Source organism: Neorhizobium descurainiae (assembly GCF_051400715.1).
In the GTDB taxonomy this organism is placed as follows: Bacteria; Pseudomonadota; Alphaproteobacteria; order Rhizobiales; family Rhizobiaceae; genus Neorhizobium.
This window is the reverse complement of the sequence record NZ_JBLFFK010000001.1, coordinates 429941-456474: the sequence shown is the minus strand read 5'-3', so window position 1 is coordinate 456474 and position 26534 is coordinate 429941. Positions and strand designations below refer to the sequence as shown.

27 protein-coding genes are annotated in these 26534 nt (G+C 63.3%); 5 read left to right on the top strand and 22 right to left on the bottom strand.

The genetic code is table 11. The features are described 5' to 3' along the window. Positions 1 to 33 precede the first annotated feature (33 nt). The 4 genes from ACMGE0_RS02100 to ACMGE0_RS02085 all read right to left on the bottom strand — a co-directional run bounded on the left by ACMGE0_RS02100 (position 34) and on the right by ACMGE0_RS02085 (position 4324). Positions 34 to 762 carry a glyoxalase superfamily protein gene (locus ACMGE0_RS02100; protein ID WP_436814199.1) on the bottom strand — a complete coding sequence of 243 codons (729 nt, stop codon included), beginning with the start codon at positions 760 to 762 and terminating at the stop codon, positions 34 to 36. 216 nt (positions 763 to 978) lie between these two features. Next, a complete protein-coding gene (locus ACMGE0_RS02095) occupies positions 979 to 1173 on the bottom strand; it encodes a hypothetical protein (RefSeq protein ID WP_436814198.1) in 195 nt (64 codons plus the stop codon). Between the two features lie 105 nt (positions 1174 to 1278). Beyond that, positions 1279 to 3126 carry an ABC transporter ATP-binding protein gene (locus ACMGE0_RS02090; RefSeq protein WP_436814197.1) on the bottom strand — a complete coding sequence of 616 codons (1848 nt, stop codon included), beginning with the start codon at positions 3124 to 3126 and terminating at the stop codon, positions 1279 to 1281. Positions 3127 to 3145: 19 nt separating this feature from the next. After that, on the bottom strand, positions 3146 to 4324 hold the full coding sequence (locus ACMGE0_RS02085; RefSeq protein WP_436814196.1) for a M20 aminoacylase family protein: 1179 nt from the start codon (positions 4322 to 4324) through the stop codon (positions 3146 to 3148). Positions 4325 to 4760: 436 nt separating this feature from the next. Here ACMGE0_RS02085 and ACMGE0_RS02080 point away from each other — a divergent pair, with 436 nt between their 5' ends. From ACMGE0_RS02080 to ACMGE0_RS02070, 3 genes are all read left to right on the top strand, one after another. Then, entirely contained in the window at positions 4761 to 6470 is a 1710-nt protein-coding gene (locus ACMGE0_RS02080; protein ID WP_436814195.1) for a peptide ABC transporter substrate-binding protein, read from the top strand. A gap of 78 nt (positions 6471 to 6548) precedes the next feature. Further along, a complete protein-coding gene (locus ACMGE0_RS02075; protein WP_436814194.1) occupies positions 6549 to 7559 on the top strand; it encodes an ABC transporter permease in 1011 nt (336 codons plus the stop codon). Beyond that, positions 7552 to 8478, top strand: a complete 927-nt coding sequence (locus ACMGE0_RS02070; RefSeq protein WP_436814193.1) for an ABC transporter permease — start codon at positions 7552 to 7554, stop codon at positions 8476 to 8478. Before ACMGE0_RS02075 ends, ACMGE0_RS02070 begins: the two co-directional genes overlap by 8 nt. 305 nt (positions 8479 to 8783) lie before the next feature. Here the strand turns inward: ACMGE0_RS02070 and ACMGE0_RS02065 are convergent, their stop codons facing one another. From ACMGE0_RS02065 to ACMGE0_RS02055, 3 genes are all read right to left on the bottom strand, one after another. Further along, positions 8784 to 9722, bottom strand: coding sequence for a sensor histidine kinase (locus ACMGE0_RS02065; RefSeq protein ID WP_436814192.1), 939 nt, complete (start codon positions 9720 to 9722; stop codon positions 8784 to 8786). 154 nt (positions 9723 to 9876) lie between these two features. Beyond that, positions 9877 to 10041: a DUF1328 domain-containing protein gene (locus tag ACMGE0_RS02060; RefSeq protein ID WP_085420329.1), complete on the bottom strand. Its 165-nt coding sequence runs from the start codon at positions 10039 to 10041 to the stop codon at positions 9877 to 9879. An 85-nt stretch (positions 10042 to 10126) separates the two neighbouring features. Beyond that, a complete protein-coding gene (locus tag ACMGE0_RS02055; protein WP_436814191.1) occupies positions 10127 to 10921 on the bottom strand; it encodes a response regulator in 795 nt (264 codons plus the stop codon). Positions 10922 to 11090: 169 nt separating this feature from the next. Here ACMGE0_RS02055 and ACMGE0_RS02050 point away from each other — a divergent pair, with 169 nt between their 5' ends. Next, positions 11091 to 11273, top strand: a complete 183-nt coding sequence (locus tag ACMGE0_RS02050; protein ID WP_436814504.1) for a NepR family anti-sigma factor — start codon at positions 11091 to 11093, stop codon at positions 11271 to 11273. After that, a complete protein-coding gene (locus tag ACMGE0_RS02045; protein ID WP_436814190.1) occupies positions 11270 to 11836 on the top strand; it encodes an RNA polymerase sigma factor in 567 nt (188 codons plus the stop codon). Before ACMGE0_RS02050 ends, ACMGE0_RS02045 begins: the two co-directional genes overlap by 4 nt. 6 nt (positions 11837 to 11842) lie before the next feature. Here ACMGE0_RS02045 and ACMGE0_RS02040 read toward each other — a convergent pair whose 3' ends face one another. The 15 genes from ACMGE0_RS02040 to ACMGE0_RS01970 form a co-directional block, all read right to left on the bottom strand. Further along, positions 11843 to 12199: a hypothetical protein gene (locus tag ACMGE0_RS02040; RefSeq protein WP_436814189.1), complete on the bottom strand. Its 357-nt coding sequence runs from the start codon at positions 12197 to 12199 to the stop codon at positions 11843 to 11845. Positions 12200 to 12323: 124 nt separating this feature from the next. Further along, positions 12324 to 12782, bottom strand: coding sequence for a hypothetical protein (locus tag ACMGE0_RS02035; RefSeq protein WP_436814188.1), 459 nt, complete (start codon positions 12780 to 12782; stop codon positions 12324 to 12326). Next, positions 12782 to 13129, bottom strand: coding sequence for an ElaB/YgaM/YqjD family protein (locus tag ACMGE0_RS02030; protein ID WP_436814187.1), 348 nt, complete (start codon positions 13127 to 13129; stop codon positions 12782 to 12784). The genes ACMGE0_RS02035 and ACMGE0_RS02030 overlap by 1 nt, the downstream gene beginning before the upstream one ends. Positions 13130 to 13292: 163 nt before the next feature. Continuing rightward, positions 13293 to 14687, bottom strand: coding sequence for an amidase (locus ACMGE0_RS02025; protein WP_436814186.1), 1395 nt, complete (start codon positions 14685 to 14687; stop codon positions 13293 to 13295). Positions 14688 to 14711: 24 nt separating this feature from the next. Continuing rightward, the gene (locus tag ACMGE0_RS02020; protein ID WP_436814185.1) at positions 14712 to 15530 is read right to left on the bottom strand and encodes an ABC transporter permease; all 819 of its coding nucleotides are present in this window, start codon (positions 15528 to 15530) and stop codon (positions 14712 to 14714) included. Positions 15531 to 15540: 10 nt separating this feature from the next. After that, the gene (locus ACMGE0_RS02015; protein WP_436814184.1) at positions 15541 to 16491 is read right to left on the bottom strand and encodes an ABC transporter permease; all 951 of its coding nucleotides are present in this window, start codon (positions 16489 to 16491) and stop codon (positions 15541 to 15543) included. A 324-nt stretch (positions 16492 to 16815) separates the two neighbouring features. Beyond that, entirely contained in the window at positions 16816 to 18345 is a 1530-nt protein-coding gene (locus ACMGE0_RS02010; RefSeq protein WP_436814183.1) for an ABC transporter substrate-binding protein, read from the bottom strand. 143 nt (positions 18346 to 18488) lie between these two features. Continuing rightward, positions 18489 to 19418, bottom strand: coding sequence for a LysR family transcriptional regulator (locus tag ACMGE0_RS02005; protein ID WP_436814182.1), 930 nt, complete (start codon positions 19416 to 19418; stop codon positions 18489 to 18491). A gap of 32 nt (positions 19419 to 19450) precedes the next feature. Further along, entirely contained in the window at positions 19451 to 20200 is a 750-nt protein-coding gene (locus ACMGE0_RS02000; protein ID WP_436814181.1) for an ABC transporter ATP-binding protein, read from the bottom strand. Next, positions 20197 to 21042 (bottom strand): ABC transporter ATP-binding protein, encoded by an 846-nt coding sequence (locus ACMGE0_RS01995; RefSeq protein ID WP_436814180.1) that lies wholly within the window; start codon positions 21040 to 21042, stop codon positions 20197 to 20199. Before ACMGE0_RS01995 ends, ACMGE0_RS02000 begins: the two co-directional genes overlap by 4 nt. Continuing rightward, positions 21039 to 21986, bottom strand: a complete 948-nt coding sequence (locus ACMGE0_RS01990) for an ABC transporter permease (protein ID WP_436814179.1) — start codon at positions 21984 to 21986, stop codon at positions 21039 to 21041. The genes ACMGE0_RS01995 and ACMGE0_RS01990 overlap by 4 nt, the downstream gene beginning before the upstream one ends. Next, on the bottom strand, positions 21983 to 22987 hold the full coding sequence (locus tag ACMGE0_RS01985) for an ABC transporter permease (RefSeq protein ID WP_436814503.1): 1005 nt from the start codon (positions 22985 to 22987) through the stop codon (positions 21983 to 21985). The genes ACMGE0_RS01990 and ACMGE0_RS01985 overlap by 4 nt, the downstream gene beginning before the upstream one ends. Positions 22988 to 23068: 81 nt before the next feature. Continuing rightward, positions 23069 to 24679: an ABC transporter substrate-binding protein gene (locus ACMGE0_RS01980; protein ID WP_436814178.1), complete on the bottom strand. Its 1611-nt coding sequence runs from the start codon at positions 24677 to 24679 to the stop codon at positions 23069 to 23071. A 45-nt stretch (positions 24680 to 24724) separates the two neighbouring features. Beyond that, positions 24725 to 25774, bottom strand: coding sequence for a dipeptidase (locus ACMGE0_RS01975; RefSeq protein ID WP_436814177.1), 1050 nt, complete (start codon positions 25772 to 25774; stop codon positions 24725 to 24727). Between the two features lie 77 nt (positions 25775 to 25851). Continuing rightward, positions 25852 to 26529: a phosphoribosyltransferase gene (locus ACMGE0_RS01970; protein ID WP_436814176.1), complete on the bottom strand. Its 678-nt coding sequence runs from the start codon at positions 26527 to 26529 to the stop codon at positions 25852 to 25854. Positions 26530 to 26534: the final 5 nt, after the last annotated feature.

Below are 26534 nucleotides of genomic sequence, written 5' to 3'. Positions count from 1 at the left end.
GTCGCTGTCAAACGGTGGGCGGCGGGAAGCAGATCAGGTGGAGAGCGCCATGAAATCGAGATTGACTGGCTGCCTCGGCAAAATCTTCCTTTCAGGCGAGGGTGGACGCATTTCCGTGATCGCGGTCCCATCGACAGCTGGCTGAAGACGAAAGTTACGTGCCCACACTTTTCCGTATCCCTTCAGGAAAAAGCCGTAGTGGATGCTGGATGCCTCTTCGGGCACATCCAGAACGATCGAGCGCTCGATCCACCCGGACGTGCCGTAAATCGCCCCATCAGTCTCACGTTGAAGCATGTTGTCGAAACGCAGGCTTGGCCCCGCCGTACCATCAATACGCATCCAGATGGTTCCGACATTCGCGGCCTCAGCCCTGATACTGGCTGTCAAGCGCAGTGTCGTGCCGCGATAATTGTCCGCTTCGATGCTCTGCATCATGCAGGCGAAGCGCTCGTTGCCCAAATCGATTTCCCGGCCGACCACGCATTCGATCAGAGCGCAGCCGGACGAAGACGGATCGAGACCGATCCGATATCGCTTCGTGTCGGTAAAACCTGTCGGAAACCAACCTGACGGCATCGGCAGCGGTTCCAGTTTCGCCCTGGCCGATTCGATCTGGGCAGAGAGAACGTTCCAGTCTGCAAGTCCGAATTGCCGCGCGACCAGTTCCAGGCACTCGCTGTGGGAAATATTGATATTCCGCTCCGCCAAAGACTGGCGCAACGCCTTCGCCATGGCTTTCGATTCGAGGAAGCTCTTCATCGGTCAATCCTCACCCGGGCGACTCGTGAAAGAGGTCAGTGCTCGCATTGCTGATGAATCGCCGAGGCGGATCAGACCATGAATTCGGTTATGCGTTCACCATTCCACGAGGGAGCGAGCGGCAGGCCGCACAAGCCTGATTCGAAGACTAACAGGCTTGTTTGACCGGTCAAGCGAAAGCAGCTCCTGCTCGATCTGAGCCTCGGAGACCATCACTTATTCCGTCGTGCGAGACGCGACAGCGGTACGAACCCGCTCAAGTACATAAGCCCTCTGCCGCTCTGGCGACCAGCCTTCGCGGTCGAACATCTCGAACATCGCAATCTGTTCCGCATCAAGGGGATTCCCCTCGATCATCTGAAGATGAGCGGCTTCAAGCGTGCGCTGCCGGATCGTGTCCTTGTCGCTCATGTGAGAACTTTCTTCGTGCCAAGCGGATCGATCAGTCCGAATTTCATATGCATTGGAAGATACCAGAAATCGGGACATTCGGCAAATTCGACGGCGTCGAAAACCTCACGCCACCTGTACCAGATGTCCCGCACTCACCTCGTGGTATTCCCGCTTCGGCGGCACGTAGTTGACGGGGCGGATGGGGCTCTTGATCTCGTCGGTCGACATGTTGCGCGTGATTCTGCGGCGCGACGGGTCCGGCACCGGCACCGCCGACATCAGCTTCCTGGTATAGGGATGCTGCGGGTTTTCGAACACCGCCGCCCGCGGGCCGATCTCGACGATCTCGCCGAGATACATCACCGCCACCCGGTGGCTGACGCGCTCCACCACCGCCATGTCGTGAGAGATGAAGAGGTAAGCGAGGTTGAGGCTCTGCTGCAGGTCGAGCAGAAGGTTGCAGACCTGCGCCTTGATCGACACGTCGAGCGCCGAGACCGCCTCGTCGGCGACGATCACCTTCGGATCGAGCATCAGCGCCCTTGCGATGGCGATGCGCTGTCGCTGGCCGCCGGAAAATTCGTGCGGAAACCGCTTCATCATGTCGGCGGACAAGCCCACCTTCTCCATCAGGCCCGCCGCTTTGTCCCGCGCCTGCTGCTTGGTGCCGAGACTGTGTTCGACGAACGGCTCCATCACCGCCGCCCCGACGCTCATGCGCGGGTTCAAGGAGGCGAACGGATCCTGGAACACCATCTGGATCGACCGGCGCATCTGCCTGAGCGTCGATGCGTCGAGCTTCATCACCTCGTAGCCGTCGAGCGTCACCTCGCCGCTGGTCGGCGTGATCAGCCGCGTCACCGAACGGCCGGTGGTCGACTTGCCGCAGCCGGATTCGCCCACCAGCGACAGCGTCTCCCCCTCGAAGAGATCGAACGAGACCTTTTCCACCGCATGCACGGCGCCGGTCTTGCGGCCGAACAGTCCGGAATGGATGTCGAAACGCGTCGTCAGGTCCTTTACGTCGAGGATCGGCGTCTTGCCCTTGGCGACCGTGTCGGTGACGTCGGCAAGCGGCTGCTGTTCGCCCGTCTTCACGTCGATGATCGGGAACCGCAAGGGGAGCTTCCGCTCGCCCATCGAGCCGAGCCGCGGCACGGCGGAGAGAAGCGCTCGCGTATAGGGATGCCGGCCGCGGTGGAAAATGTCGCCGGTCTCGCCCGTCTCCACCGCATCACCGCGATACATGACGATCGTCCGGTCGGCCACCTCCGCCACCACGCCCATGTCGTGGGTGATAAAGAGAACGGACATGCCCTCCTCGTCCTGCAGCGCCTTGATCAGATCGAGGATCTGGCCCTGGATCGTCACGTCGAGCGCCGTCGTCGGCTCGTCTGCGATCAGGAGCTTCGGCTTGGATGCAAGCGCCATGGCGATCATCACGCGCTGGCGCATGCCGCCGGAAAACTGGTGGGGATATTCGTCGAAACGGTTCTTGGCGTTCGGGATGCGCACTTTCTCCAGGAGCCGGATCACCTCCGCCTTGGCGTCCGCCTTGGAAATGTCCTTATGAACGGTGAGCGCCTCGGCGATCTGCTTTCCAATCGGAAAAATCGGATTGAGCGAGGTCATCGGCTCCTGGAAGATCATCGAGATGTCGTTGCCGCGCACCCGGCGCATCTGCTCCTCCGGCAGCGACAGGAGTTCCCTGCCGCCCAGGAAAACCTGGCCTTCGACGCGGCTCGAATTCTTCGGCAGGAGCCGCATGATGGAGAGCGACGTGACGCTCTTGCCCGAACCGGACTCGCCCACGATCGCCACCGTCTCGCGCGGCGCCACGTCGAAGGAGATGTTGCGCACCACAGTCCGCCATTCGTCGTTCACGCGGAACGAGGTGGAGAGATTGCGGACGGAAAGCACGGGCGTCACCGAACCGCCGCCCTGCTCCATCGAATTTCCCGAAAGCAGCATGGAAATCTCTCCCTCGGCGTCAGGCGGCCAGTTCTTGCGCGGAAAGCGCGGTTTCAGCGAGCGTCACCCAGTAGCTGACGCCGTATGGGATCGCCTCGTCGTTGAAATCGTAAGCGGCGTTGTGGAGGCTCGCGCTATCGCCGTTGCCGATGAAGATGAAGGCGCCCGGCCGCTTCTCCAGCATGTAGGAGAAGTCCTCCGCGCCCATATGCGGCGCCATGCCGGTCTGGACCGCCTTCGGCCCGGCGACCTTGCCGGCGATCTCGACGGCGAAGTCGGTCTCGTCGTCGTGGTTGAAGGTGACCGGATAGCCGCGGCGATACGTGACCTCCGCCGTCGCGCCATGGGCGATCGCCGTCGATTGCGCCACTTCCGTGAGCCGCTTCTCGGCGAAGTCGCGGGTTTCCGGCAGGAGCGTGCGCACCGTGCCGGTCATCTTGACGAAGGCCGGAATGACGTTGCTCGCCTCGCCGCCATGGATGGAGGCGACGGTGACGACGAGCGATTTCAGGGGGTCGGTCTCGCGCGAGACGAGCGACTGCAGCGCCAGAACGATATGCGAGGAGACGAGGATCGGATCGATGGAATTGTGCGGCTGGGCGGCATGGCTGCCGCGGCCATGGACGGTGATCTCGAACGTATCGGCGGCGGCCATGATGCCGCCCTTGCGGATGGCGAAATTGCCGACCGGCAGGCGCGGCTCGTTATGCATGCCGTAGACCTGCCTGATGCCGAACGTCTCCATCAGGCCGTCGTTGATCATCGCGAGCGCTCCCGCGCCGCCCTCCTCCGCCGGCTGGAAGATCACCGCCACGGAGCCTTTGAAATTGCGGGTCTCGGCGAGATACTGGGCCGCGCCGAGCAGCATGGCGGTGTGCCCGTCGTGGCCGCAGGAATGCGCCTTGCCCGGCGTCCGGGAAGCCCAGGCCTTGCCGCTCGTCTCGAAGATCGGCAGCGCGTCCATGTCGGCACGGAAGCCGATCACCGGGCCGTCGCCATGGCTGCCCTTGATGATGCCGACGACGCCGGTCTTCCCGATGCCGGTCTCAACGACGTCGCAGCCGAAGGATCGGAGCTTCTCGGCGACGAATTTCGAGGTCTCGTGGACGTCGTAGAGCAGTTCCGGATTCTGGTGCAGGTGGCGCCTCCACTCGGCGACCTGATCCTGCATTTCGGCGACGCGGTTGATGACTGGCATTACGGAGACCCCGTTTACGTTGTTGTTTCCCACTCTGGTGTCCGGATTCCGAAGGACATCAGTAACTCTGTGGTTTCATTGCGGTTTCGGTTTCAAGGTTCGCCTCGGCGCCTGCCGTGAAGTGATGCGAACGTCAAATCCACCACACTGGTCGGGGTGGATATTGCGATGCAGGAAGCAGCTTTTGCAAGCTTCAATTTTCCGGCTTGAACGGAAAATAGGCCTATGCTTAGATGGCTCAAAATTTGATCATGCTCGCCTGAGGCGACACGATGCAACTTGTTCTTAAGCCAGCATATTGAGGAGGACGCAGAGAGAAAAACCCTGCGAAGTCAGCCAGTTGTAACATGGCTTCGCGATCCCATGGCATCAAAGCCGGCTTGACCGGCAAGCCACAAAAAACAACTCGTAAGAGAACGATAAGGGGAATAGCAGCATGAAAAATCTCAAACTCCTTCTGGCCGGCACCGTCGCGGCGCTTGCCCTTGGCGGCTCGGCCGCCCATGCCGAGCGGGGCACCGACGGGGATCTCAAGATCCTCTTCTGGCAGGCGGTTTCCACCATGAACCCCTACCTTTCCGGCGGCACCAAGGAAGTCTACGCCTCCTCCATGGTCATCGAGCCGCTCGCCCGCTACGACGAGAAGGGCGAACTCGTGCCGATGCTGGTCACCGAGATCCCGACGGTGGAAAACGGCGGCGTCGCCAAGGACCTGCTCAGCATGACCTGGAAGCTGAAGCCGGACGTCAAGTGGTCGGACGGCACGCCGTTCACGGCGGAAGACGTCATCTTCACCTGGAAATATTGCATCGCGCCGGACGGCGGTTGCGCCCAGGCCGCTCAGTATGAAGGCGTCAAGACCGTCGAGGCTCCTGATCCCCACACGGTCAAGATCACCTTCGAGGAGCCGAAGCCCTATCCCTACAGCGCCTTCGTCGGCGCCCAGTCGCCGGTCATCCAGAAGAAGCAGTTCGAGAACTGCGTCGGCGCCAAGGCTCCGGGCTGCACGTCCGCCAATTTCGGCCCGGTCGGCACCGGCCCGTTCGTCGTGAAGGATTTCAAGCCGAACGACGTCATCACGTTCGAAGCCAATAAGAACTATCGCGATCCGGCCAAGCCCGCCTTCGCGACCGTGACGCTCAAGGGCGGCGGCGACGCCGCTTCGGCCGCCCGCGCCGTGCTGGAGACCGGCGAATACGACTACGGCTGGAACATGCAGGTCGAGCCGGAAGTCCTGGCGACCATGATGAAGGCTGGCAAGGGCCAGCTCGTCACCGCGTTCGGCACCCAGGTCGAGCGTATCAACCTCAACCATTACAATGCCGATCCTTCGCTCGGCGCCAAACGTTCCACGAAGGAAGCCGGTCCGCATCCGTCGCTTTCCGATCCCGCCGTTCGCCGCGCCCTGTCGCTCGCGATCGACCGTGACGTCATCGACGAAGCCGGTTACGGCGAAGCCGGCAGGCCCACCTGTAACATCGTCCCCGGCCCGCCGGCTTACGCTTCCACCAAGAACGACAGCTGGTGCCTGAAGCAGGACATCGCGGCGGCCAACAAGCTGCTCGACGATGCCGGCTGGGCAAAGGGACCGGACGGCATCCGCGCCAAGAACGGCGTGCGCCTTTCCTTCCTCTACTCGACCTCCACCAATTCGGTTCGCCAGGCGACCCAGGAACTGGTGAAGGCCATGTGGGCGGAGATCGGCGTCGATGCGGAACTGCGCAATGCCAGCGCTTCCGTCTTCTTCGGCGGCGACCCGGCAAGCCCGGACACGTTCCAGAAGTTCTATGCCGACGTCGAAATGTACACCAACAACTTCGACGGCTCCGACCCGGAAAAGTATCTGGCGGAATGGCTGTGCGACAAGGTTCCGGGTCCGGAAAACGGCTGGCAGGGCCAAAACATCCCCCGCTACTGCAACCCGGCCTATGACAAACTCGTCAACGAGCTTTCCAAGACCGCAGATCTTTCCAAGCGCGAAGAGCTTGCCAAGCAGCTCAACGATATGCTGACCGAAGAAGGTGCGCATATCCCGCTCATCTATCGCGGTCAGATTTCCTCGCACTCGGTCACGCTCGAAGGCGTGAAGATGAATGCGTGGGACAGCGAACTGTGGAACGTCGCCGACTGGTCGCGCAAGAAGTGATGACGATCGCCGGGCCTGCCTGAATAAGCGGCAGGCCCGGCGTCCGCATTTTCTCTGCTCCAGTCCGGAGACGCATTCATGTTCACATACACCTTGCGGCGGTTGCTTTTTGCAATCCCGACGCTGCTGGTCATCAGCTTCGTCATCTTCGCGCTTCTCGACCTTGCGCCCAACGATCCCACCGGCGACCTGCCGCTGACGATCCCGCCGGAGGTCCGCGAACAGATCCGGGCATCGCTCGGCCTGGATCAGCCCTTCCTCATCCGCTATCTCAGATGGCTGCAGCAATTCTTCGTCAACGAACCGCTCAACATCTTCGAAAGCCTGACGGGCTGGCAGATCGGCGACGGCGACCGCATGCGGGTGCTCTCCTGGGCAACAAGAAGTCCGGTGGTCGATCTGATCGTCCAGCGCCTGCCCCAGACGCTCTGGGTGGTCGGCCTCGCCTACCTGTTCGGCGTCCTGATTGCCATTCCGATCGGCGTGATCTCGGCCTACAAGCAGTATTCGATCTTCGACCAGATCGGCACTTTCCTGGCCATGGTCGGCTATTCCGTTCCGACCTTCTTCACCGGCGTGCTGCTGATCGTCATCTTCTCCTCCTATCTGCAATGGTTCCCGTCCGTCTACGACACCAATTTGAGGGTCACGGACTTATCGAGCTTCGTCGCGCAGGTGAGGCAGATGGCGCTGCCGGTGACCGTGCTGGCGCTCTTCAACGCCTCGCAGATCACCCGCTTCGTGCGCGCCTCGATGCTGGACAACCTGCATCAGGACTATGTGCGCACCGCGCGCGCCAAGGGCGTCAAGGAAAAGGCGGTGCTGCTCGTCCACGTGCTGCGCAACAGCCTGATCCCCGTGGTCACCGTGATCGCGCTCGGCGTGCCGACGATCTTCTCGGGCGCCATCATCACCGAGCAGATCTTCCGCGTGAACGGCCTCGGCCAGTTGCTGATCACCGCCGTCCAGGGGGCGGATATCCCGCTCGTCCAGACGCTGACCTTCATCTTCGCGGTGCTGATCGTGTTCTTCAATCTCATCGCCGACGTGCTCTACGGCATTCTTGACCCGAGGATCCGTTATGACTGATGCGACCATCGCAACCGCGCCCCCCGTCAAGGCGGCGACGCCCGCCCGATCGGCTCTCGGCGACATATGGCGCCAGTTCCGGGCCCACAGGGGTGGCCTCGCTGGGCTGGTAGTCTTCGTCTTCATCCTGTTGGCGGTCTATATCGGCCCGTATATCCACCGGGTGGCGCCGAACGCCATCAACATACGCGACAAGAACCAGTGGCCGTCGCTCGCCCACCCGTTCGGCACGGACAATCTCGGCAAGGACATGCTGGCCCAGGTGCTCGCCGGCGGGCGCATCTCGCTTGCCGTCGGCGTCACGGCCATGCTGCTGGCGCTCTTCCTCGGAACGCTGGTGGGCGTGCTCTCCGGCTATTTCCGCAGGCTCGACGGGCCGCTGATGCGGCTCACCGACCTTTTCCTGGCGCTGCCGCTCCTGCCGTTGCTGCTCGTCATCCTCATGCTCTTCCGCGACACGCTGCGCGCGACCTTCGGACCGGAAACCGGCATCTTCATCCTGATCGTCTTCGTGATCGGGATTACGAGCTGGATGCACACCGCCCGCATCGTCCGCGGCGACGTTCTGGCGGTCAAGAGCCAGGAATTCATCCTGGCGGCGAAATCGAGCGGCATGCGGGAATACCGCATCGTCTTGAAGCATATCCTGCCGAATGTCTTGAGTTCGATCATGGTCTCGGCGACGCTCGGCATCGCCTCCGCGATCATCACGGAATCGGCGCTGAGCTTCCTGGGGCTGGGTTTCCCGTCGGACTTCCCGACCTGGGGCAGGCTTCTGTTCGACGGCGCGAACTTCCTGCAGCTCACGCCGTCGCGCGTCCTCTGGCCGGGGCTGGCGATCTCGCTCACCGTGCTCAGCGTCAACTACATGGGCGACGCGATCCGCGACGCGCTCGATCCCCGGGCGCTGAAGCACTGAGGATCGGCATTCCGATCGCGGCACGATACCTGAAAATGGCGGCCCGTCCGCCATTTTCGTCCGGCTTGCCGTAGGGATGAGGACTGGCTCCGCAGGCCCTAAAAATTTTTTTAGAACCGATGGAACCTATTTTGTGGACGCCCGTTATATCCCTGTTCGAAGGCGACCCCCCGTCCCCCGCCCTACAAAGCCTTCGGACATACTCTTCAATCCCCCTCGAAGAGACGAGCTGGCTCGGTCCCGTAAATCGGAACCGAGCCAGTTTAGTTCTGGGCGGCGAAGTGGCGAAAAATGTGGCGCGGGCATCAATCGCCGCCGCTTTCCAGCGGGAAAACCAGTTGATAGCTGATGCGGTCGCTCGATATGACGTAGTGGGCCTTGCCGTTGACGGAGACCGGCACGACACGCTCCAGCACCGTGCTGCCGAAATGGGCCTTGAGCGCCTCCTCGCCCCCCTCCGGTTTCCGGTCGACCAGGGCCTCGTCCCACACCACTTCGAGCGCGTCGTGGCCGTTGGCGTGCTTGCGGGTGCAGGTGACGTTGATCACCCGGCCGCTGCGCAGAAGCGATCCATGGCTTACCGCGTTGACGATCAACTCGTGCAGCGCGAGCCCCAGGTGCAGCGAGGCATTCGGCGACAGGAGAACGTTGTCGCCGTGGACGCGCACGAGATGCTTGTTTTCCGGCAGGTACTTTTCGGTCTGCTGCTGCACGAGCTCGAAGAAATAGGCGCCGCGCCAGCTGGAATCGGTGATCAGATCCTGCGACTGTGAGAGCGAATAGAGCCGTCCCCGGAATTTGTGGAGGAAGAGTTCGAGAGAGCCGGAATATCGGGCCGTCTGCAGCGCGATGCTCTGGATGATGGCAAGCAGGTTCTTGGAACGGTGGCTGACCTCGCGCAGCAGCGCGCGAAGGAGGCGCTCGCGATGCCGCTCCTCGGACCGGTCGACGATCGTGGTGACGAGATAGACGCCGCCCTTGGCGAACTCCACCGCCTGGACGCGGAATTCATAGACCTGTTCTGTGCCGACGGTGATCTCGATATGGCCCTTGTTGCCGGACTGCGTGATGCCGTCCTTCAGCGTCGCAAGCTTGGCGCCGACCTCGTCGCCGAACAGGCTTATGTCGGTCGGGACCGCCGCATGTTCGGTCGCCCAGACCTCGGGAAGATTGGTGACGAAGAGATAGTTGCGGCGCGAATCCTGAATGATGATGCTTGCCCCCAGATCGACCAGGGCGGGCATGAAAAATTCGCGTAACTCGTCATCGCTCTGACCAGCTTGCTGCCATGTCAGGGGATGCACCAATTTCCTCACTCCGTTTGCGGGCTTTCCGGATGAACCCGGGCGCCCGCTGAGGAGACCCCCGGATATCTGAGCATTCGCACTTTATAGGGCGTCATACGCGCCGGAACAATCCGACCACAAGGGATATCAGCAACAGCGCGAGGAACAGGAAGAACAGGACTTGCGCGATAGTGGCCGCCGTACCCGCGACGCCGCCGAAGCCGAGCGCACCGGCGACGATCGCCACGAGCAGAAACACAAGAGCATAATACAACATGGCTTTTCTCCTTCTCGGATGCGCTCAAAACGCTGCCCCTGTTGCACTTGTTCCTGGCCTGCCCGATTTACGCCGCCGGCGGCAGTCAGGCGGCCGCCTTCACCGCTTCGTTGAAGAACAGCGCCTGGCTGATCAGCGCCTTCACCATGTCCGGATTGAACGGCTTGGTGACCAGGAAGGCCGGTTCCGGACGTTCGCCGGTCAGGAGCCGTTCCGGGAAGGCGGTGATGAAGATCACCGGTACGCTGGAGGATTTCAGGATCTCGTTCACGGCATCGATGCCCGAGCTGCCGTCGGCGAGCTGGATATCGGCCAGAACCATCTTCGGATGAGAGGAATTGAACAGCGAGACCGCTTCCTTGTGCGTGCGGGCGATGCCGGTGACGCGATGGCCGAGATCCTGCACCATCTGCTCGATGTCGAGCGCGATCAGCGGTTCGTCTTCGATGATCATGATTTCGGTGGCGACCTGGCGGGAAATCTCGCGGGTCGCCTCTTCGAGCAGCCGGTGCACGTCGGCGACGTTGACATCCAGGACTTCGGCGGTCTCTTCGATGGTGAAGCCCTCGACGGAAATCAGCAGGAAGGCATGCCGGGCCTGCGAAGGAAGCGTCGCAAGATTGGCGGCCGCGCGCTGCTCCCAGGCAAACGGCGATTCTATCTGCCGGATCTCGATGTTCGTGGAACCAAAAATCGCGACAAAGAGTTTATAAAGCGAAACACGGTCCTTCGACGTTTCCGGGAATATCGAAACGTCTGCGATCAGAGCTTCCAGGACCGCGGCAACATACGCGTCTCCCGAGGTCTGCGACCCGGTAACGGCGCGCGCATATCGACGCAGGTACGGAAGATGAGACGCAACGCGTGTGGTGAGTGACATACAAAATCTCCCCTGATGCCCGTGGGCAATTGACCTGGTATGAACGTGGGGAGGTAAAAAAAGTTCCGCAAGCAGGGAACTTTTTTTGCCGCCATGAATTCTCCTGCCCGACGATATCGTAACAGGCTGCCCGCGTATGAGTGACGACGACAATAGAAAAAAAGACGAGATGACCACAATTTCACATCAAGAACTCAGACCCGGAGCGATGCCGCCCAACGCGTCCATTTCCCGCAAGCTGCGGGAATTTTATAATGCCGTTCAGGAGGAAGGGATCCCGGATCGTTTTCTCGAGCTTCTCGAACGCCTCGAGCAAGCCGAGAAGAACGCGAAGTCGGTGAACGCAAAATGAGCAGGGAAGACGAGACTGACGATCGCGGCTTCAAACGCGACCTTCTCGCGTCGCTGCCCAACCTGCGCGCCTTCGCGGTGTCCCTGACCGGCCGGCACGACAAGGCCGACGACCTGGTGCAGGACACGATCATGAAGGCCTGGGCCAATCAATCGAGCTTCACGGCGGGCACGAACATGCGCGCCTGGCTCTTCACCATCCTGCGCAACGAATTCTACAGCCAGATGAGGAAGCGTGGCCGCGAGGTGCAGGACAGCGACGGCCTGTTCAGCGAACGCTTCTCCGTGCACCCGGAACAATACGGCCGGCTGGACCTGCAGGACTTCCGCAAGGCGCTCGACAAGCTGCCCGACGACCAGCGCGAAGCGATCGTGCTCGTGGGGGCTGCCGGTTTCGCCTATGAGGAAGCCGCCGCGATCTGCGGCTGCGCCGTGGGCACCATCAAGAGCCGCGTCAGCCGCGCGCGCACCCGTCTGCAGGAACTGCTCGGCGTTTCCGGCGAGGGCGATTTCGGCCCCGATCCGGGCGATGCGGCCATCACGGCCCGCGCCTTCGGAAGCTGACGATCTTCAGATGACGGAATGCCGCTTCATTCCCGCGGCATTCCTGATGGCCTCGATCAGTTGCCGGTCGTCGAAAGGTTTCGGCGTGAAGGCGACATCCGGGCGGTCCAGAATGCCGGCCGCCTCCTCGGGGAGGGAGCGGGTGAACACCATGCCCGCGCCGCATTCGCGCAGCCTTTGCATATCCTCGGAGCTCTTTACGAGGCTTGGATCGATCAGCACGACATCGAAATTCCGCTTCTCCAGGCTGGCCTGATAGTCGCGCGGCATGGCGATCTCGATCTCGCACTCGAAAGCGGCGCCCACGATGCGCTCGGCGTCCATCGCAACGAGATATTCCGGATCGACGATGAGAATGCGCAAGGGCCAGGACTCTGATTTCGGGTGCAACAGCCCCTAGATCATCCGCGGAAGGCGGCGTCATTTACAAAAGACACTGACGGAGAAACGGCCGCCATCCGAAGAAGGAAGGCGGCCGCTGAATCCGTCATTCGGCCGGCTCGCCGGCATGGCGGCGATCGGCCGGGCCCCTGCTCCTCGTCAGCAGGAAGCCGAGGCCGGCGGCCACCGACGCCAGCAGGAGCGGCCGCGATTTCATGACGAGCGGCAGTGCCGAGATCGCGGCGGTCACCATCAGCGCCTTGCTGCTGCTGGACGCGGCCGCCGCCTGCTTGCGCCGCGCCTCGGCCCGGTTTTCCATCACGATCCAGAGATACATGACGAGCGCCAGGACGAGCGCGCCGCCTGCGACGACGAGCAAGGCGATCGGCATGCCCCACAGGCTGCCGAGTTGGATCGCAAGGGCGGCAACCGCCAGCGCATAGGCCGTCAGCAGGAAGACCAGCGCAAGCGCATAGAGGATCGCGTTTCTTTTCAGCCTGCGCGTGAACGCCGCGACATCCATCGCGGCGAGCGAGGCCAAAAGAGGTCCCAGTCCCGCCATCATCAGCGACGCGTCATCAGCGCGAACAGAAAGCCGATGCCTGCGGCGATGGCGACCGCCTGGATGGGGTTCGTGCGGATCTGCCGTTCCAGGTCGCGCTCGAGGGACACGGCCTGCTCGCGGGCGGCCTCGACCATCTGCATGGATGCATCGGCTGCGTCATGCGCGACGCGGCGCGCCTTGCCCCTCACTTCGCTGGCCTTGTCGCTTCCGACCGCCGCGACGGTCTTGGCAAGCGATGAGATATCCTCCCGAAGCTGCTGGATCTGCGCTTCGATCTCCTTCGAGGCGGCCGAGCTCTGGCCGTTGCCGCTGCGGGCGAAATCACTGGACGGGTTAGCTGTAGGCATATCGATCTCCTCGGTTTTTCTCTTCTTTTGAAACATGCGGGCCACGGTTCCGCGCTGCGGAAAGTCAACTGACATCGCGTTTCTGGCTGCGCGCGGTGAACGCGGCAAAAGCGCGATTGTTCCACGGAAAGGCCGGGAGAGGAGAATGGCGGGTGCGCGGGGATCAGGCCTCCGGCGGCTCCGGCCAGGCGGTGACGCCGCCGGTCCATCGCTCGAAAGCGCGGGAGAGTTTCAGCACGGCGAGGTCGCCGAAGCGCGGGCCGACGATCTGCAGCCCGATCGGCATGCCGGACTTCGAGAAGCCGCAGTTGATCGAAGCCGCCGGCTGTTCCGACATGTTCCAGGGCACGGTGAAGCCGATATGCTCGAAGGGCCTCGCCGGATCGTTGGTGGGCGAGGCCCATTCCGCCGGATAGGAGACGATCGGATTGGTCGGAGACAGGACCGCATCGACGGCGGTGAAGAGTTTTCCGCAGGCCTTGCGCATCTCGATCGTCTGGTTGAAGCCGCGCACCGCCTCCACGCCGGAAATATAGGTGCCGCCCTCCGCCCATTGATAGATGTAAGGCAGGATCAGCGCCCGGCGCTCCTCCGGCATCTTCTCGATATCGCCCCAGAAGCGGGCGCGCCAGAAATTGTCGAGGCCGTCGAGCATGACACGGTTGAGCACCGGCCCGACCGGCACGATCTCCGCCCCCGCCTCTTCGAAACGCCTTGCGGCAGCGACCACCGCTTCACGAACCTCCTTCTCGGCCGGCAGGCCGATGCCGGCATCGAGCATCAGGCCGATCCTCATGCCCTTCACGTCGAAGTCGAAATCGAGCCAGTCGAAATCGTTGGGCGGCAGCGCGGTGCCGTCGCGCCAGTCGGGCCGCGAAAGCGTCGCCATCGAGAAAGCGGCGTCTTCCACCGTACGGGCCATTGGGCCGGCGCAGCGGCCGACATAATAGGGATCGATCGGGATGCGGCCCTGGCTCGGCTTGAAGCCGAAAAGCCCGGTCCAGCCGGCAGGAAGGCGCACCGAGCCGCCGATATCCGTGCCGACATGCAGCGGGCCGAAGCTCGCGGCGCCGGCGGCGGAAGCGCCGGCGCTCGATCCGCCCGGGTTCTGCGTCAGGTCCCAGGGGTTACGGCTCAGATGATGGAAGCTCGACAGGCCGGAGGAGAGCATGCCGTAGTCGGGGCAGGTCGTCTTGGCGAAGATCACCGCGCCGTCTTCCCTGAGGCGGGCGGCGATCGGCGCATCCTCGGCCGCGGGGGCGAGCTCCACCGCCGCCGTGCCGAGCGGCACCGGCTGCCCCCTGGTGGCGATCAGCTCCTTCAGCGTCACCGGAATGCCTTCGAGCACGCCCAGCGTCTCATCCTTCATCCAGCGTTCGGTGGAAGCCGCAGCCTGCGTACGCGCGCTTTCCGGATCGTAGAGATAAAGCGCCTGAACATGCGGCTCGAAGGCCGCGACACGCTCCTCGACCGCCAGCCAGTATTCCGACGGCGAGAGTTTCTTCGCCGCGTAAAGGGACAAAATCTCGCGGATAGTCAGTTTCAGGAGGTCGTTCATCGGAATGTCTTCATTTTTTTGAGGTCAGGAATTGTCGCGCGGATCGAGAAGGTCGCGCAGGCCGTCGCCCAGCATGTTGAGGCCGAGCACCGCAAGCGCGATCGCCAGCCCCGGCAGCAGCGCCAGCCACGGCGCCTGGCCGAGGAAGGTTTGGGCATCGGCGAGCATCCGGCCCCAGGTCGGCGTCGGCGGCGGCATGCCGAGGCCGAGAAAACTCAGGCCCGCTTCCGTGAGGATCGCCAGGCCGAGCTGGATCGTCACCTGCACGATGATCTGGTTGGAGATGTTCGGCAAGACATGGACGAGCGTGATCCGCCCTTTCGGCCGGCCCATGCCGGTCGCGGCGGTGACGTAGTCGCGGGTCCATATCTGCAGGGCGGCACCGAGGCTCAGCCGCGCGAAGACCGGCACCATGAAGACGGCGATGGCGATGATCGCCGTGAACCGGCCGGAGCCGATGAAGGCGCCGAGCATCATCGCCGAGAGGATCGGCGGCACGGCGAAGACGATGTCGCAGCCGCGCATGATGACCAGTTCCAGCCAGCCGCGCCGCATGGCGACGAAAACGCCGAGCGCGGTGCCGACGGTCGCGCCGAGCGCCACGGCGAGGATCGACGTCGACAGCGAGTTCCAGGCGCCGACCATCAGCATCGAGGCGACGTCGCGGCCGAACTGGTCGGTGCCCAGAAGGCCGAATTCCAGCGGCGCCTTGAGCCGCTGGACGATCTGCATGCGGGTCGGCGGAAACGGCGTCCAGACGAGCGACAGCAATGCCACTGCGAAAAGCGCGAGCGTGATGACGAGCCCGATGAGGAAGACGGGGCGGCGGAGAGCGCGTGTCATTGGGCCCTCCTCATTGCGCATTGGCTCTGAGACGCGGATCGATCACCAGATAGGCGAGATCGACGAGAAAGTTCATCAGGATGACGAGGCCGGAGAAGAACAGCACGACATCCTGCATGACGACGATGTCGCGCTGGGAAAGCGCCTGATAGGCAAGCCTGCCGAGCCCCGGCAGGTTGAAGACGTTCTCCACCAGCACCGCGCCGGCGATCAGGAAGGTGAATTGCAGGCCGAGCATGGTGAAGACCGGCACCAGCGCGTTCGGCACCGCATGCCGCCAGACGGCGACGCCGTCGCTGAGCCCCTTGGCGCGGGCGGTGCGGACGAAATCCTCGTTCATCACTTCGAGCACCGCCGCCCGCGCCACGCGGGTGAGCACGCCCGCCTGCGGCAGAGCAAGCGCCACTGCCGGCATCAGAAGCGCCTGCAGCCCGGCAAGCAGCCCGGCATCCCAGCCCGGAAAGCCGCCGGCCGGCATCCAGCCGAGCATGGTGGAGAACAGGATGATGAGCAGCAGCCCGCCCCAGAAGGCAGGCACCGCGATGCTGACATAGGAAAACAGTCCGGCGATGAAATCGAAGACGCCGTTATGCCTGCGCGCCGCCTGCACCCCGAGCGGTATGGCGATCGCCACCGAGAGGAAAACCGCCATCAGCGCCAGCGGCAGGGTGACGGCAAGCCGTTCGGCGATGAGGCCGGCGACCGGAACGCCGTAGGTATAGGACTGTCCGAGATCGCCCCGGAAGACGCCGGCGAGCCAGGCGAGGTAACGCACCGGCAGCGGTTCATCGAGGCCGAGCTGTGTGCGGAGCGCGGCGAGCGTTTCCGGGCTCGCCGAGGTGCCGAGCATGATCGCCGCCGGATCGCCCGGAAGCAGGTCCATCACCGTGAAGATGACCAGCGATACGACGAGCAGCGTGACGACGAGGCTGAGAATGCGGCGGATGAGGATGGAGATCATGAGCCCAACCCTCCCATTCTCCCCCCTACTGATTTCTCCCTTGTGGGCAAAGATAATGCATACGGGGTGTTCGGCGGTGCGGGGAGCCCCTCCCCCCTGTGGGGAGGGGTTGGGGAGGGGACTTCACTCCGCATCGAAACCCCTCCCGCCTGCCGGCCACCCTCCCCACGAGGGGGAGGGTTTATGCTGCCGCACCGTCTGACATTCCATATGTGGTGGCCCTGCCTGCGGGGGAGATGACAGAGAGGGTATCGTTGGTGCGATTTCACCCACCGGATGAAAGGAGACTGCCGCTGCTACCCCATTCCAATTCATGAACCGCCCTTACTCTTCCCAATGAACATCCGTCAGGACGTTCGAGGGGATCGGCTCGTTTTCCCAGAGCCCCTTCACCTTGCCGTCCCAGACGCCGAGCTTCGGCATGACGAAAAGGTAGAGCGCCGGCACGTCGTCGGCGAGAATGGTCTGTGCCTCGCCGTAGAACGCTTCCTGCTCGGCCGGATCGGCGGTCGCCTCCACCTTTTTCAGGACGTCGTTGAAAGCCGGGTTCTTGTAGTTGAAGTAGTAGGGATCGCGGGCATAGATGTCGATGTCCATCGGCTCCGCGTGGGCGACGATGGTCATGTCGTAGTCGGTCGCCTTCATTACGTCGGCCACCCATTTCGCCGGAAACTCGGTCGTCTCGATGTTCATCGTCACGCCGATTTCCGCAAACATCGCCTGCAGTACCTGCGAGGTGCGCTGCGCATAGGCCATCTGCGGCGCCTTGATGGTGAAGGTGAAACCGCTCGGATACCCGGCTTCGGCAAGCAGCGCCTTCGCCTTTTCCGGATCGTAAGGATAGACGCCCGTGAGGTCCTTGTAGCCGGGGTCGTTCGGCGTGTAGTGGCTGCCGATCGGCGTGCCGAGGCCGGACCAGGCGCCTTCCACGACGGTGGCGCGATCGACCGCCATCATCAGCGCCTGGCGCACCCTCTTGTCGTCGAAGGGCTTGCGGGCATTGTTCATGCCTGCGACCACCTTGAGCTCCGTGTTGCCGATCACCGTCACCAGCCGCTTGTCGCCCTCGAAGGACTTGATGAGTTCGGGAGCTGCGAATTCCGGGAAGGCGTCGACGTCGCCGGCCTTCAGCGCCGCGGCCTGCGCCTGCGGATCGGCCATGAAGCGGAAGGAAGCGGTATCGAGCTTCACCGATACGTCCTTGTTCCAGTAATCCGGGTTCCTGGCGAGATCGACCTTGGAGCCCTTGGCCCAGCTCGCGAACTTGAACGGACCGGTGCCGATCGGGACCGTCTTGTTGTCGGCTGCGGATTTCGGCTCGACCATGACCGAGGCCGGCCAGCCGAGCCAGTAGAGCAGGCTGCCGGCCGGCTGCTTGAGCTTCAGCACGAGCGTCGAGGCATCCGGCGTCTCGATCGTGTCGATCGAAGCGAAATAGCGTTTCTGCGGATTGACGGAATCGGCGCCGCGGGCGCGGTCGAGCGAGAATTTCGCGACGGAGCTGTCGAAGGCGACGCCGTTGTGGAACGTCACGCCCTGGCGCAGCTTGAACGTGTAGGTGAGCCCGTCCGGCGAAATCTCCCAGCTCTCGGCGAGCTGCGGCTGCACCTTGCCGCCTTTGTCGATCGTCGTGAGGCCTTCGAAAATGTTCTGCCAGGTCACCTGGCCGATCGCCACCGGCGCGGCGATCGTCGGGTCGAGACCGGTCGGCTCGACCGACATGCCGACGGTGATCGCCGTCTTCGGGGCGGCCTCCGCGCCTGCCTGCGCCAGGAAAAGACCCGCCGCCATCGCGAAGCCGAAGGCCGCGCCTCTCAACATCGTGGCGGAGCCCAGAAACGTCATTCTGCCCATCCATCGTCCCCTTTTTGGTAGGCGATCCAGCCTGATCGGCACCTGCGGGATCGCGATTGCGCAAACTGTGTCATTTCGCAGGTGCACACACAATGCAGAATTTTGTGTTCCCTGTGTAGCCGAAAACGCTACACGAAACACTTTTAAAGCCTCGCTTTTGTGGGCGCCGGTTTCCGGTTGTCGGTGCCGCGCATGAAGCGCTCGATGAAATCGACGAGCTTGCCGGCGGCGAAGGAAAGCTGGCGGTCGGGCGCGACGCAGAGATCGATCGGCGTGCGCACTGCTTTGCCGGCAGCGATCGGTACGGCGGCGAGCTGGCCCGCATCGATCTCCCTCTGCACGGCAAGCGCCGGCAGCAGCGTCACCGCCGCGCGGCGCAGCACCAGTTCCTTCAGCATTTCCAGCGCCCCGGTGACGAAGACCGGGTCGAGCGTCAGTCCTTCCCTCGTGAAGACATCCTCGAAGGCCTGCCGCGCGCCAAAGCTCTTGTCCGGCAGCGCAAGCGGCATCTGCATCAGGTCGCGAAGCGCGAGTTCCTTGGCGCCCGCCGAGGGATGGTCCGCGGCCATGATGACGTCATAGGTGATCTCGGAGCGCAGCCGCACCTGCACGCCGGAAATCTTCGGCGCGAAGAGCGTGACGACCAGATCGGCCTCCGCGGCGGCAAGCGCCTCGACCGCCTCCCGCGCGCTGGTGATCGCCACTTCGAACCTGAGCTTCGGATAGCGCAGGCTGAATTCCGCCAGCACCGGGGCGATCAGGTTCGCCACCGTCGCGCCGTTGGCATAGATCACCACCCTGCCCCGCTGCAGGCCCTGCAGGTCGTCGATGAGCTGGTGAACATGTTCGAGCTCTCGCAGCGTCCGCCCCGCCCTCGCCGCCAGGAGCTCGCCGGCGGCGGTGAGCTTGATGCCGCGGTTGCTGCGCTCGACGAGCGGCGTGCCGAAATAATGCTCCAGGTTCTCGATCTGCCGTGAGACGGCCGTGGCCGCGACATTGAGGTTCTCCGCCGCCGCCCGCATGGAGTTCGTGCGCACCAGTTCATCGAAATACATAAGCGCGCGAAGCTGCATGAGGTCCTGCCGGCTAGAAAGTGAGGCTCGTCTCAGCCCCGGCGAAAACCTTCGCTGGCGACGAGCAGTCGGCGCGTATAATCGGCGGAAAATTCGCGTTTTTCCAGTGCCTTCGCAGGCACCGTCTCGACCACCTCGCCTTGCCTCATCACCGCCAGCCGCTCGCACATGTGGCTGATGACGCCGAGATCGTGGCTGACCATGACGAAGGTGAGGTTGCGGTCGCGCCGCGCCTGTTCGAGCAGGTTCAGGATCTCCGCCTGGATCGAGGCGTCGAGCGCCGAGGTCGGCTCGTCGAGAAGCAGGATCTTCGGCTCCAGGATCAGCGCGCGTGCGATCGCGACGCGCTGCCGCTGGCCGCCGGAAAGCTGGTGCGAATAGCGGAAGCGGAAACCGGAGCCGAGCCCCACCTCGTCCAGCGCCCGGGTGATGCGGGCCTCGATATCGTTGAAGCCGTGGATGAGAAGCGGTTCCAGCAGCAGGCGATCGACCGTCTGGCGCGGATGGAGCGAGCCGTAAGGGTCCTGGAAGACCATCTGGACGGTGCGGTAGAACGTCTTGTCCCGATGGCGGCCGGAATAGGAACGGCCATTGACCGCCAGCGTGCCCTGATCGAACGACGCGAGCCCGGAAATGGCGCGCAGCAGCGTCGATTTGCCGGAGCCGGATTCCCCGACGATGCCGAAGGATTCGCCCGCGCCGACATCGAGGCTGACATGGTTCAGCGCCGCGAAATCGTTATAGATGACCACCATGTCGCGGATGGAAACGGCCGAGCTCATAGCGCCCACTCCCGTTTCCGGTCGAGGACCGGCAGCGGATGCCGGTCGGCTCCGATGGTCGGCAGGCAGTTCAGCAGCCCGCGCGTATAGGGATGCTTGGCACCGGCGAGGTTCGCGGAGGGCAGTTCCTCGACGATCTTTCCGGCATACATGACGATGACGCGATCGCAGAAGGACGAGACGAGCCTGAGATCGTGGGAGATGAAGATCAGGCCCATGCCGCGCTCGGCGACCAGCTTGTCCAGGATGGAGAGAACTTCGAGCTGCACGGTGACGTCCAGCGCCGAAGTGGGTTCGTCGGCGATCAGCAGTTCCGGCCCGCAGACGAGCATCATGGCGATCATCGCGCGCTGCCCCATGCCACCGGAAACCTCATGCGGATAAAGATCGAAGACGCGTTCCGGATCACGGATCTGCACTGCCTCCAGCATCGAAAGCGCCCTCGCCTTCGCTTCAGCGGTCGAAACCTTCTCGTGCGTCTTCAGCGTCTCCACGATCTGCCGGCCGATGGTCATGACCGGGTTCAGCGAATATTTCGGGTCCTGCAGGATCATCGCGACTTTTTTGCCGCGCAGGTCACGGCGCTCCGATTTCGGCATTCTCAGCAGGTCGCGGTCGCCGAAGGCGAGCTTCCGGGCGGTGATCTTCGCATGCGGCGGCGTGAGCCCCATGATGGCGCGGCCGGTCTGCGACTTGCCGGAACCGCTCTCGCCGACGATGCCGAGCCGCTCCCTGCCGAGCGTGAAGGAGACGCCCCGCACCGCCTGCACCTCGCCGGTGCGGGTCGGAAAGGTGACGTGCAGGTCTTCGACCGTGAGCAGTGGCGTCCCGGAGGTCGTCATTGGCCGGCCTCCTTCGGGTCGAGCGCGTCGCGCAGGCCGTCGCCCAGCAGGTTGAAGCCGAGGCTGACGATCAGGATCGCGAAGCCCGGCATGGCGGCCACCCACCACTGGTCGAGGATGAAGCGGCGGCCCGAGGCGATCATGGCGCCCCATTCCGGCAGCGGCGGCTGCGCGCCGAGGCCGAGGAAGCCAAGGCCTGCGGCGGTGAGGATGATGCCCGCCATGTCGAGCGTGACGCGCACGATCAGCGACGAGACGCAGAGCGGCATCACGTGCCTGAGGATGATCCGGAGCGGCGAGGCGCCCATCAGCTTCACCGCGGCGATGAATTCCGAATTGCGGAAGGTCATCGTCTCGGCGCGGGCGATGCGCGCATAGGGCGGCCAGGAGGTGACGGCGATCGCCAGGATCGCGTTTTCGATGCCGGGCCCCAGGGCCGCCACCAGCGCCAGCGCCAGCACGAGCTTCGGGAAGGCGAGAAAGATGTCGGTGATACGCATCAGGACGGCATCCACCCAGCCGCCGACATAACCGGAGACCGTGCCGACGATGAGGCCGATCGGAGCGGCGATAATCGCCACAAGCACCACGACGAGAAGCGTCAGCCGAGAACCGTAGACGAGGCGCGAGAGGATGTCGCGGCCCTGGTCGTCCGTGCCGAGCAGGTAGCCCTCCGAGCCCGGCGGCAGCAGGCGGGCGTTGCGCAGGTCCCCCACGACGGGATCGTAGGGAGCGAGCACATCCGCAAGGGCGGCGACGAGGAGAAGCAGGATGAGAATGGCAAGCCCCACCAGCGCCAGCCGGTTTTCCGCAAAACGCCGCCAGACGATATAGGCACGGCCGAGACGGGCCTGCCTGCGCGAGGCCGGCCGGTCGGAAAGCAGCCATTCGCGGCTATATTGTCTGGGCTGGGCTTCCGCCGCGCTTGTCGGGTTTGGGCTCATCGGCTGCGCGTCCTCGGGTCCAGCGTCCGATAGAGGAGATCGGAGAAGATGTTGATACCGACGAAGACCGCCCCGATCACCAGCGTGCCGCCGAGAACGGCGTTCATGTCCGCATTCTGCAGCGAATTGGTGATGTAAAGGCCGAGCCCCGGCCAGGAGAAGATGGTTTCCGTCAGGACCGACCCCTCCAGGAGGCCGGCATAGGAGAGCGCGATCACTGTCACCAGCGGCACGGCGGCGTTGCGCAGCGCATGGAACCAGATGATGCGGGTCTCCGACAGCCCCTTCGCCCGCGCCGCCACGATATATTCCTGAGAAAGCTCGTTGAGCATGAAGGAACGGGTCATGCGGCTGATATAGGCGAGCGAAAAATAGCCGAGCAGCGAAGCGGGCAGGATGAGATGGCGGAACACGTCGCGGAAGACGTCCCACTGCCTCTGCCATGCGGCATCGAACAGGAAAAAGCCGGTGACCGGCGTGAATGTATATTCGTAGACGACGTCTATGCGGCCGGGATAGGCGACCCAGCGCAGACGCGCATAGAAGAGCACGAGCGACAGCAGCCCGAGCCAGAAGATCGGCACCGAATAGCCGATCAGCCCGATGACGCGCACGACCTGGTCCGCAATGCTGCCGCGCTTGACGGCGGCCAGCACGCCGAGCGGCACGCCGAGGACCGCCCCGATCAGCGTGCCGATCGTCGCAAGTTCGATGGTCGCGGGAAACACCCGCTTGATATCCTCGAACACCGGATTGGTGGTCAGCACGGATGTGCCGAAATTGCCGGAGAGCGCCTGTTCAACATAGATGAAAAATTGCTGATAAAGCGGCAGGTTGAGGCCGAGCTCGATCCGTGTCCGCTCCACCACATGCGCCGGCGCCCGGTCGCCGACAATCGCCAGCACGGGGTCGATCGGAATCACCCTGCCGATGAAGAAGGTCACGACCAGCAGGCCGAAAATCGTCGTCAGCGTCGTGACGGCGAAACGCAGCAAACCCATCGCCGCGGAGGAAGCGCGGCGACGGTTTCGCCGCGTCACCGCGGATGTGTGGGAAAGGGCCAAGGACCTTTCTCCGTAAGGTTATTCCTTCGATACCGGCGAAAGCAGGTTGGTGTCGAAACTCGGACCCAGCTTGTAGCCCTTCACCTCCGCGCGGACGGCCGCTACCTCGGTCTGCTGAAAGACGATCACGAACGGGCCCGTTTCGAGCACCTTCTTCTGCAAGTCCTCGTACATGGCGCCGCGCTTCGTCGCTTCGCGTTCCAGAAGCGCCGCGGCGGTTTCCTTCGTCAGTTCAGGAATATCCCAGGCATTGCGCCATGACAGCGGCTTGGCGGCCGCGTCGTCCGCATTGTCCGGGTTCGCAGCGAACGTATCGGCGTTCGAATGCGGGTCCCAGTAATCCGTGCCCCACTGGCCGATATAGATGTCGTGATTGCGGGCTCGGTATTTGGTGAGCGTCTGCTTGCCGTCGCCGGGGATGATGCTGAGCTTGACGCCCGCCTGTGCGAAGGTCTGCTGCACGCTTTCGGCGATCCCCGTCACCGGCTGCGTGTTGCGCACGTCCATGGTCACTTCGAACCCGTCCGCAAGACCGGCCTTGGCCAGCAACTCCTTGGCCTTCGCAACATCCAGCTTGTAGGGGTTGTCGTCGAGCGAGCCGAGCATGCCCTTCGGCAGGAAGGTCTGGTGGATTTCGCCTATGCCCTTGATCAGCGTCGCGCCGATCGCGTCGTAATCGACCAGGTATTTGAGCGCCTCGCGTACTTCGGGCTTGGCAAGGTTCGCATTCTTCTGGTTGAGGCTGAAATAATAGACGGTGCCTTTCGGCGCCGCATCCGTGATGATTTCCTTGTTCTTGGCGATCGCGTCCAGATCGCCCGGCTCCAGGTTGCGGGCAACGTCGATGTCGCCGGCCTCGAGCGCCAGTCGCTGGCCCGAGCTTTCCTTCATATGGCGGTAGATGGCGCGTTTCACCTTCGCCTTCTCGCCGTAATAGTTGTCGTTGCGCTCAAGCACCAGAATCTCGTTGGCGCGCCACTGCATCATCTTGAACGGTCCGGAACCGGCATAGTTGGTCTTCAACCAGCCGTTGCCGAAATCGCCGTCCGCCGCATGCTCTTCCAAGAGCGCCTTGTCGACGATGGAGGCGACGTTGGCCGTCAGGCAGTTCAGCACGAAGCTTGGTGCATAGGCCTTGTCGACCGTCAGAACGAAGGTGGAATCGTCCGTCGCCTTGGCCTTTTCGGCGACGTTGTCCTTGGTGAGCCCGAACTGCGTGAGGATGAAGGCAGGCGACTTGTCGAGCTTTACGGCGCGTTCGAACGTGTAGGCCACATCGGCGGCGGTGATCGGGTTTCCCGAGGCGAACTTGAGGTCCGGCTTGATCTTGAACGTATAGGTCAGCGCGTCGTCGGACACTGTCCAGCTCGCCGCAACGCCCGGCGTCACCTTGGACGTGTCGTTGATGTCGAGGTTCACCAGATTGTCATAGGCATTGCCCATGATCTCACCGGCGGAGATTTCGAAAGCTTCGCCGGGATCGAGCGTGATGATGTCATCGATCGCCCAGGCGAGCACCAGGGTATCCTTCGGCGTGGCGGCGAATGCCTGCGGCGCGGCCGTCAGCATAACCGCCAGCGCGACGCCCGTGGTCAGAAGACGGATTCGTCCCTTGAATTCCTGAATCATGGTCGATTTTCCCCTTTGAATCTTGGACCTTTGGGGAGAACCGACCTATTCGTGCCAGGCCTTCCCCAAAACTCTGAGCCAGTTTTCCCGGCATAGCTTTATTAGCTCTTTATCAGCGTAGCCCGCTCCCTTAAGGGCCGCAACCAGATTTTGATTGCCCGCAGCATCATGAATCTCTTCGGGAATCGAGGCGCCGTCGAAATCCGAGCCGAGCGCCACGTGATCGATTCCCATGCGGCCGACCATGTGGTCGACATGGCGCACCATGTCGGAAATCGGCGTCGCCACATTGTCGCGGCCGTCGGGCCTCAGCATGGTCACGGCATAGTTGAGCCCGACGAGGCCGCCGCTTTCCTTGATCGCGTCGAGCTGCCTGTCGGTGAGGTTGCGGGCGACGGGGGTCAGCGCATGCGCGTTCGAATGGCTGGCGATCAGCGGCTGGTCCGTGGTCTTCGCCACGTCCCAGAACCCCTTCTCGGTGATGTGCGCAAGATCGATGAGAATTCCGAGCCGGTTGCAGGCCTTGACGAGTTCGAAGCCGAGATCGGTAAGACCGGGGCCCGTATCCGGCGACATGGGATAGGCGAAGGGCACGCCGTGGCCGAAAATGTTGTGGCGGCTCCAGACGGGACCGAGCGAGCGCAGGCCCGCGGCATAAAGGACTTCGAGATTGTCGAGATCGGGATCGATCGGCTCGCAGCCTTCCATGTGCAGGACGGCGGCGAAGACGCTCTCTTCCATGGCCTTGCGGATATCGGCGGTGGAGCGGCAGAGCCGCCAGCCGCCGGCACGGTCGAGCCTGAGCGCGATCGATGCCTTTTCGAGCGCCACCGTCAGCGACGGCAGATGGTCGAGGGGCGCGGACATCGGCGTCACGTAATGACCGCTCGGATCGGGCTCCTTGAGGACCAGATCGCCGGAGGGGATATAGATGGCGCACAGACCACCGGCCAGCCCGCCTGCCTTGGCGCGCGGGCCGTCGATATGGCCGCTCGGCGTGCCCTTGATGAAATCGGCGATCGGATCGCCGCCCCCTTTCATGCTCCGCCAGAGCCGCAGGAGCACATCGTTGTGGCCGTCGAAAACCAATTCCATGAAGCCGTCCCGAGTATTTTGAAGTCCGGATGAGCGATCCTAGCCAGCCGCCTTTCTTTCGCAAGGCGCAATTCGTCTCATACGGTCCAGCTCCCCTCCCCGGCCCTTTTCAGGATCGGCGTGCGGAAAGAGCCGACGACGCGCGGCCGCCATTGCGGCCCGAAGGCGTCGAGCCTCTCGTGCCAGCGCTCCGACTGCAGCATCGCCGCGCCGATGACGACAGGCTCGATGCCGAGCGAGGCCATCAGGGAGAGGCCCGAGACGATCGACGTGCCGCTGGAGATCACGTCGTCCACCAGCGCGACGCGCCTGCCCTGAATGAGCGGCAGCATGCGCGGGTCGACATAGAGCCGCTTCTGCTGTTCGGGTGTGGTGATGGAGGAAAGCGGCACCGAGAGCGTTTCGTCGTACCAGAATTTGCGGGAGATCCCGAGCGGCACGTAGCGCGTGAAGCCGAGCGAACGGGCAACGGCGGCGGCAAGCGTCAGCCCCAGCGTCGGCAGGCCGACGATCACCTCGGGCCGGTGGCCCGCGAGCTTCGGCGCAAGATCGGCGGCAAGCGCGTCCTGCACGTCGAAACTCGCCTGGTTGACGATCAGCGAGGCGAGCGCATGCTCGCCGTCGGCAAGCGGCCGGATCGGCAGTCTGATCTGGCTCCCGTCCTCCAAAGTCGCGGGGAAGAAACCGGAAAACGGCCCGGCCGGGTCGAAGCTTCCGGGTGGATGCACGTCCTGCCAGAAATCATGCGGCTGCATCGGTC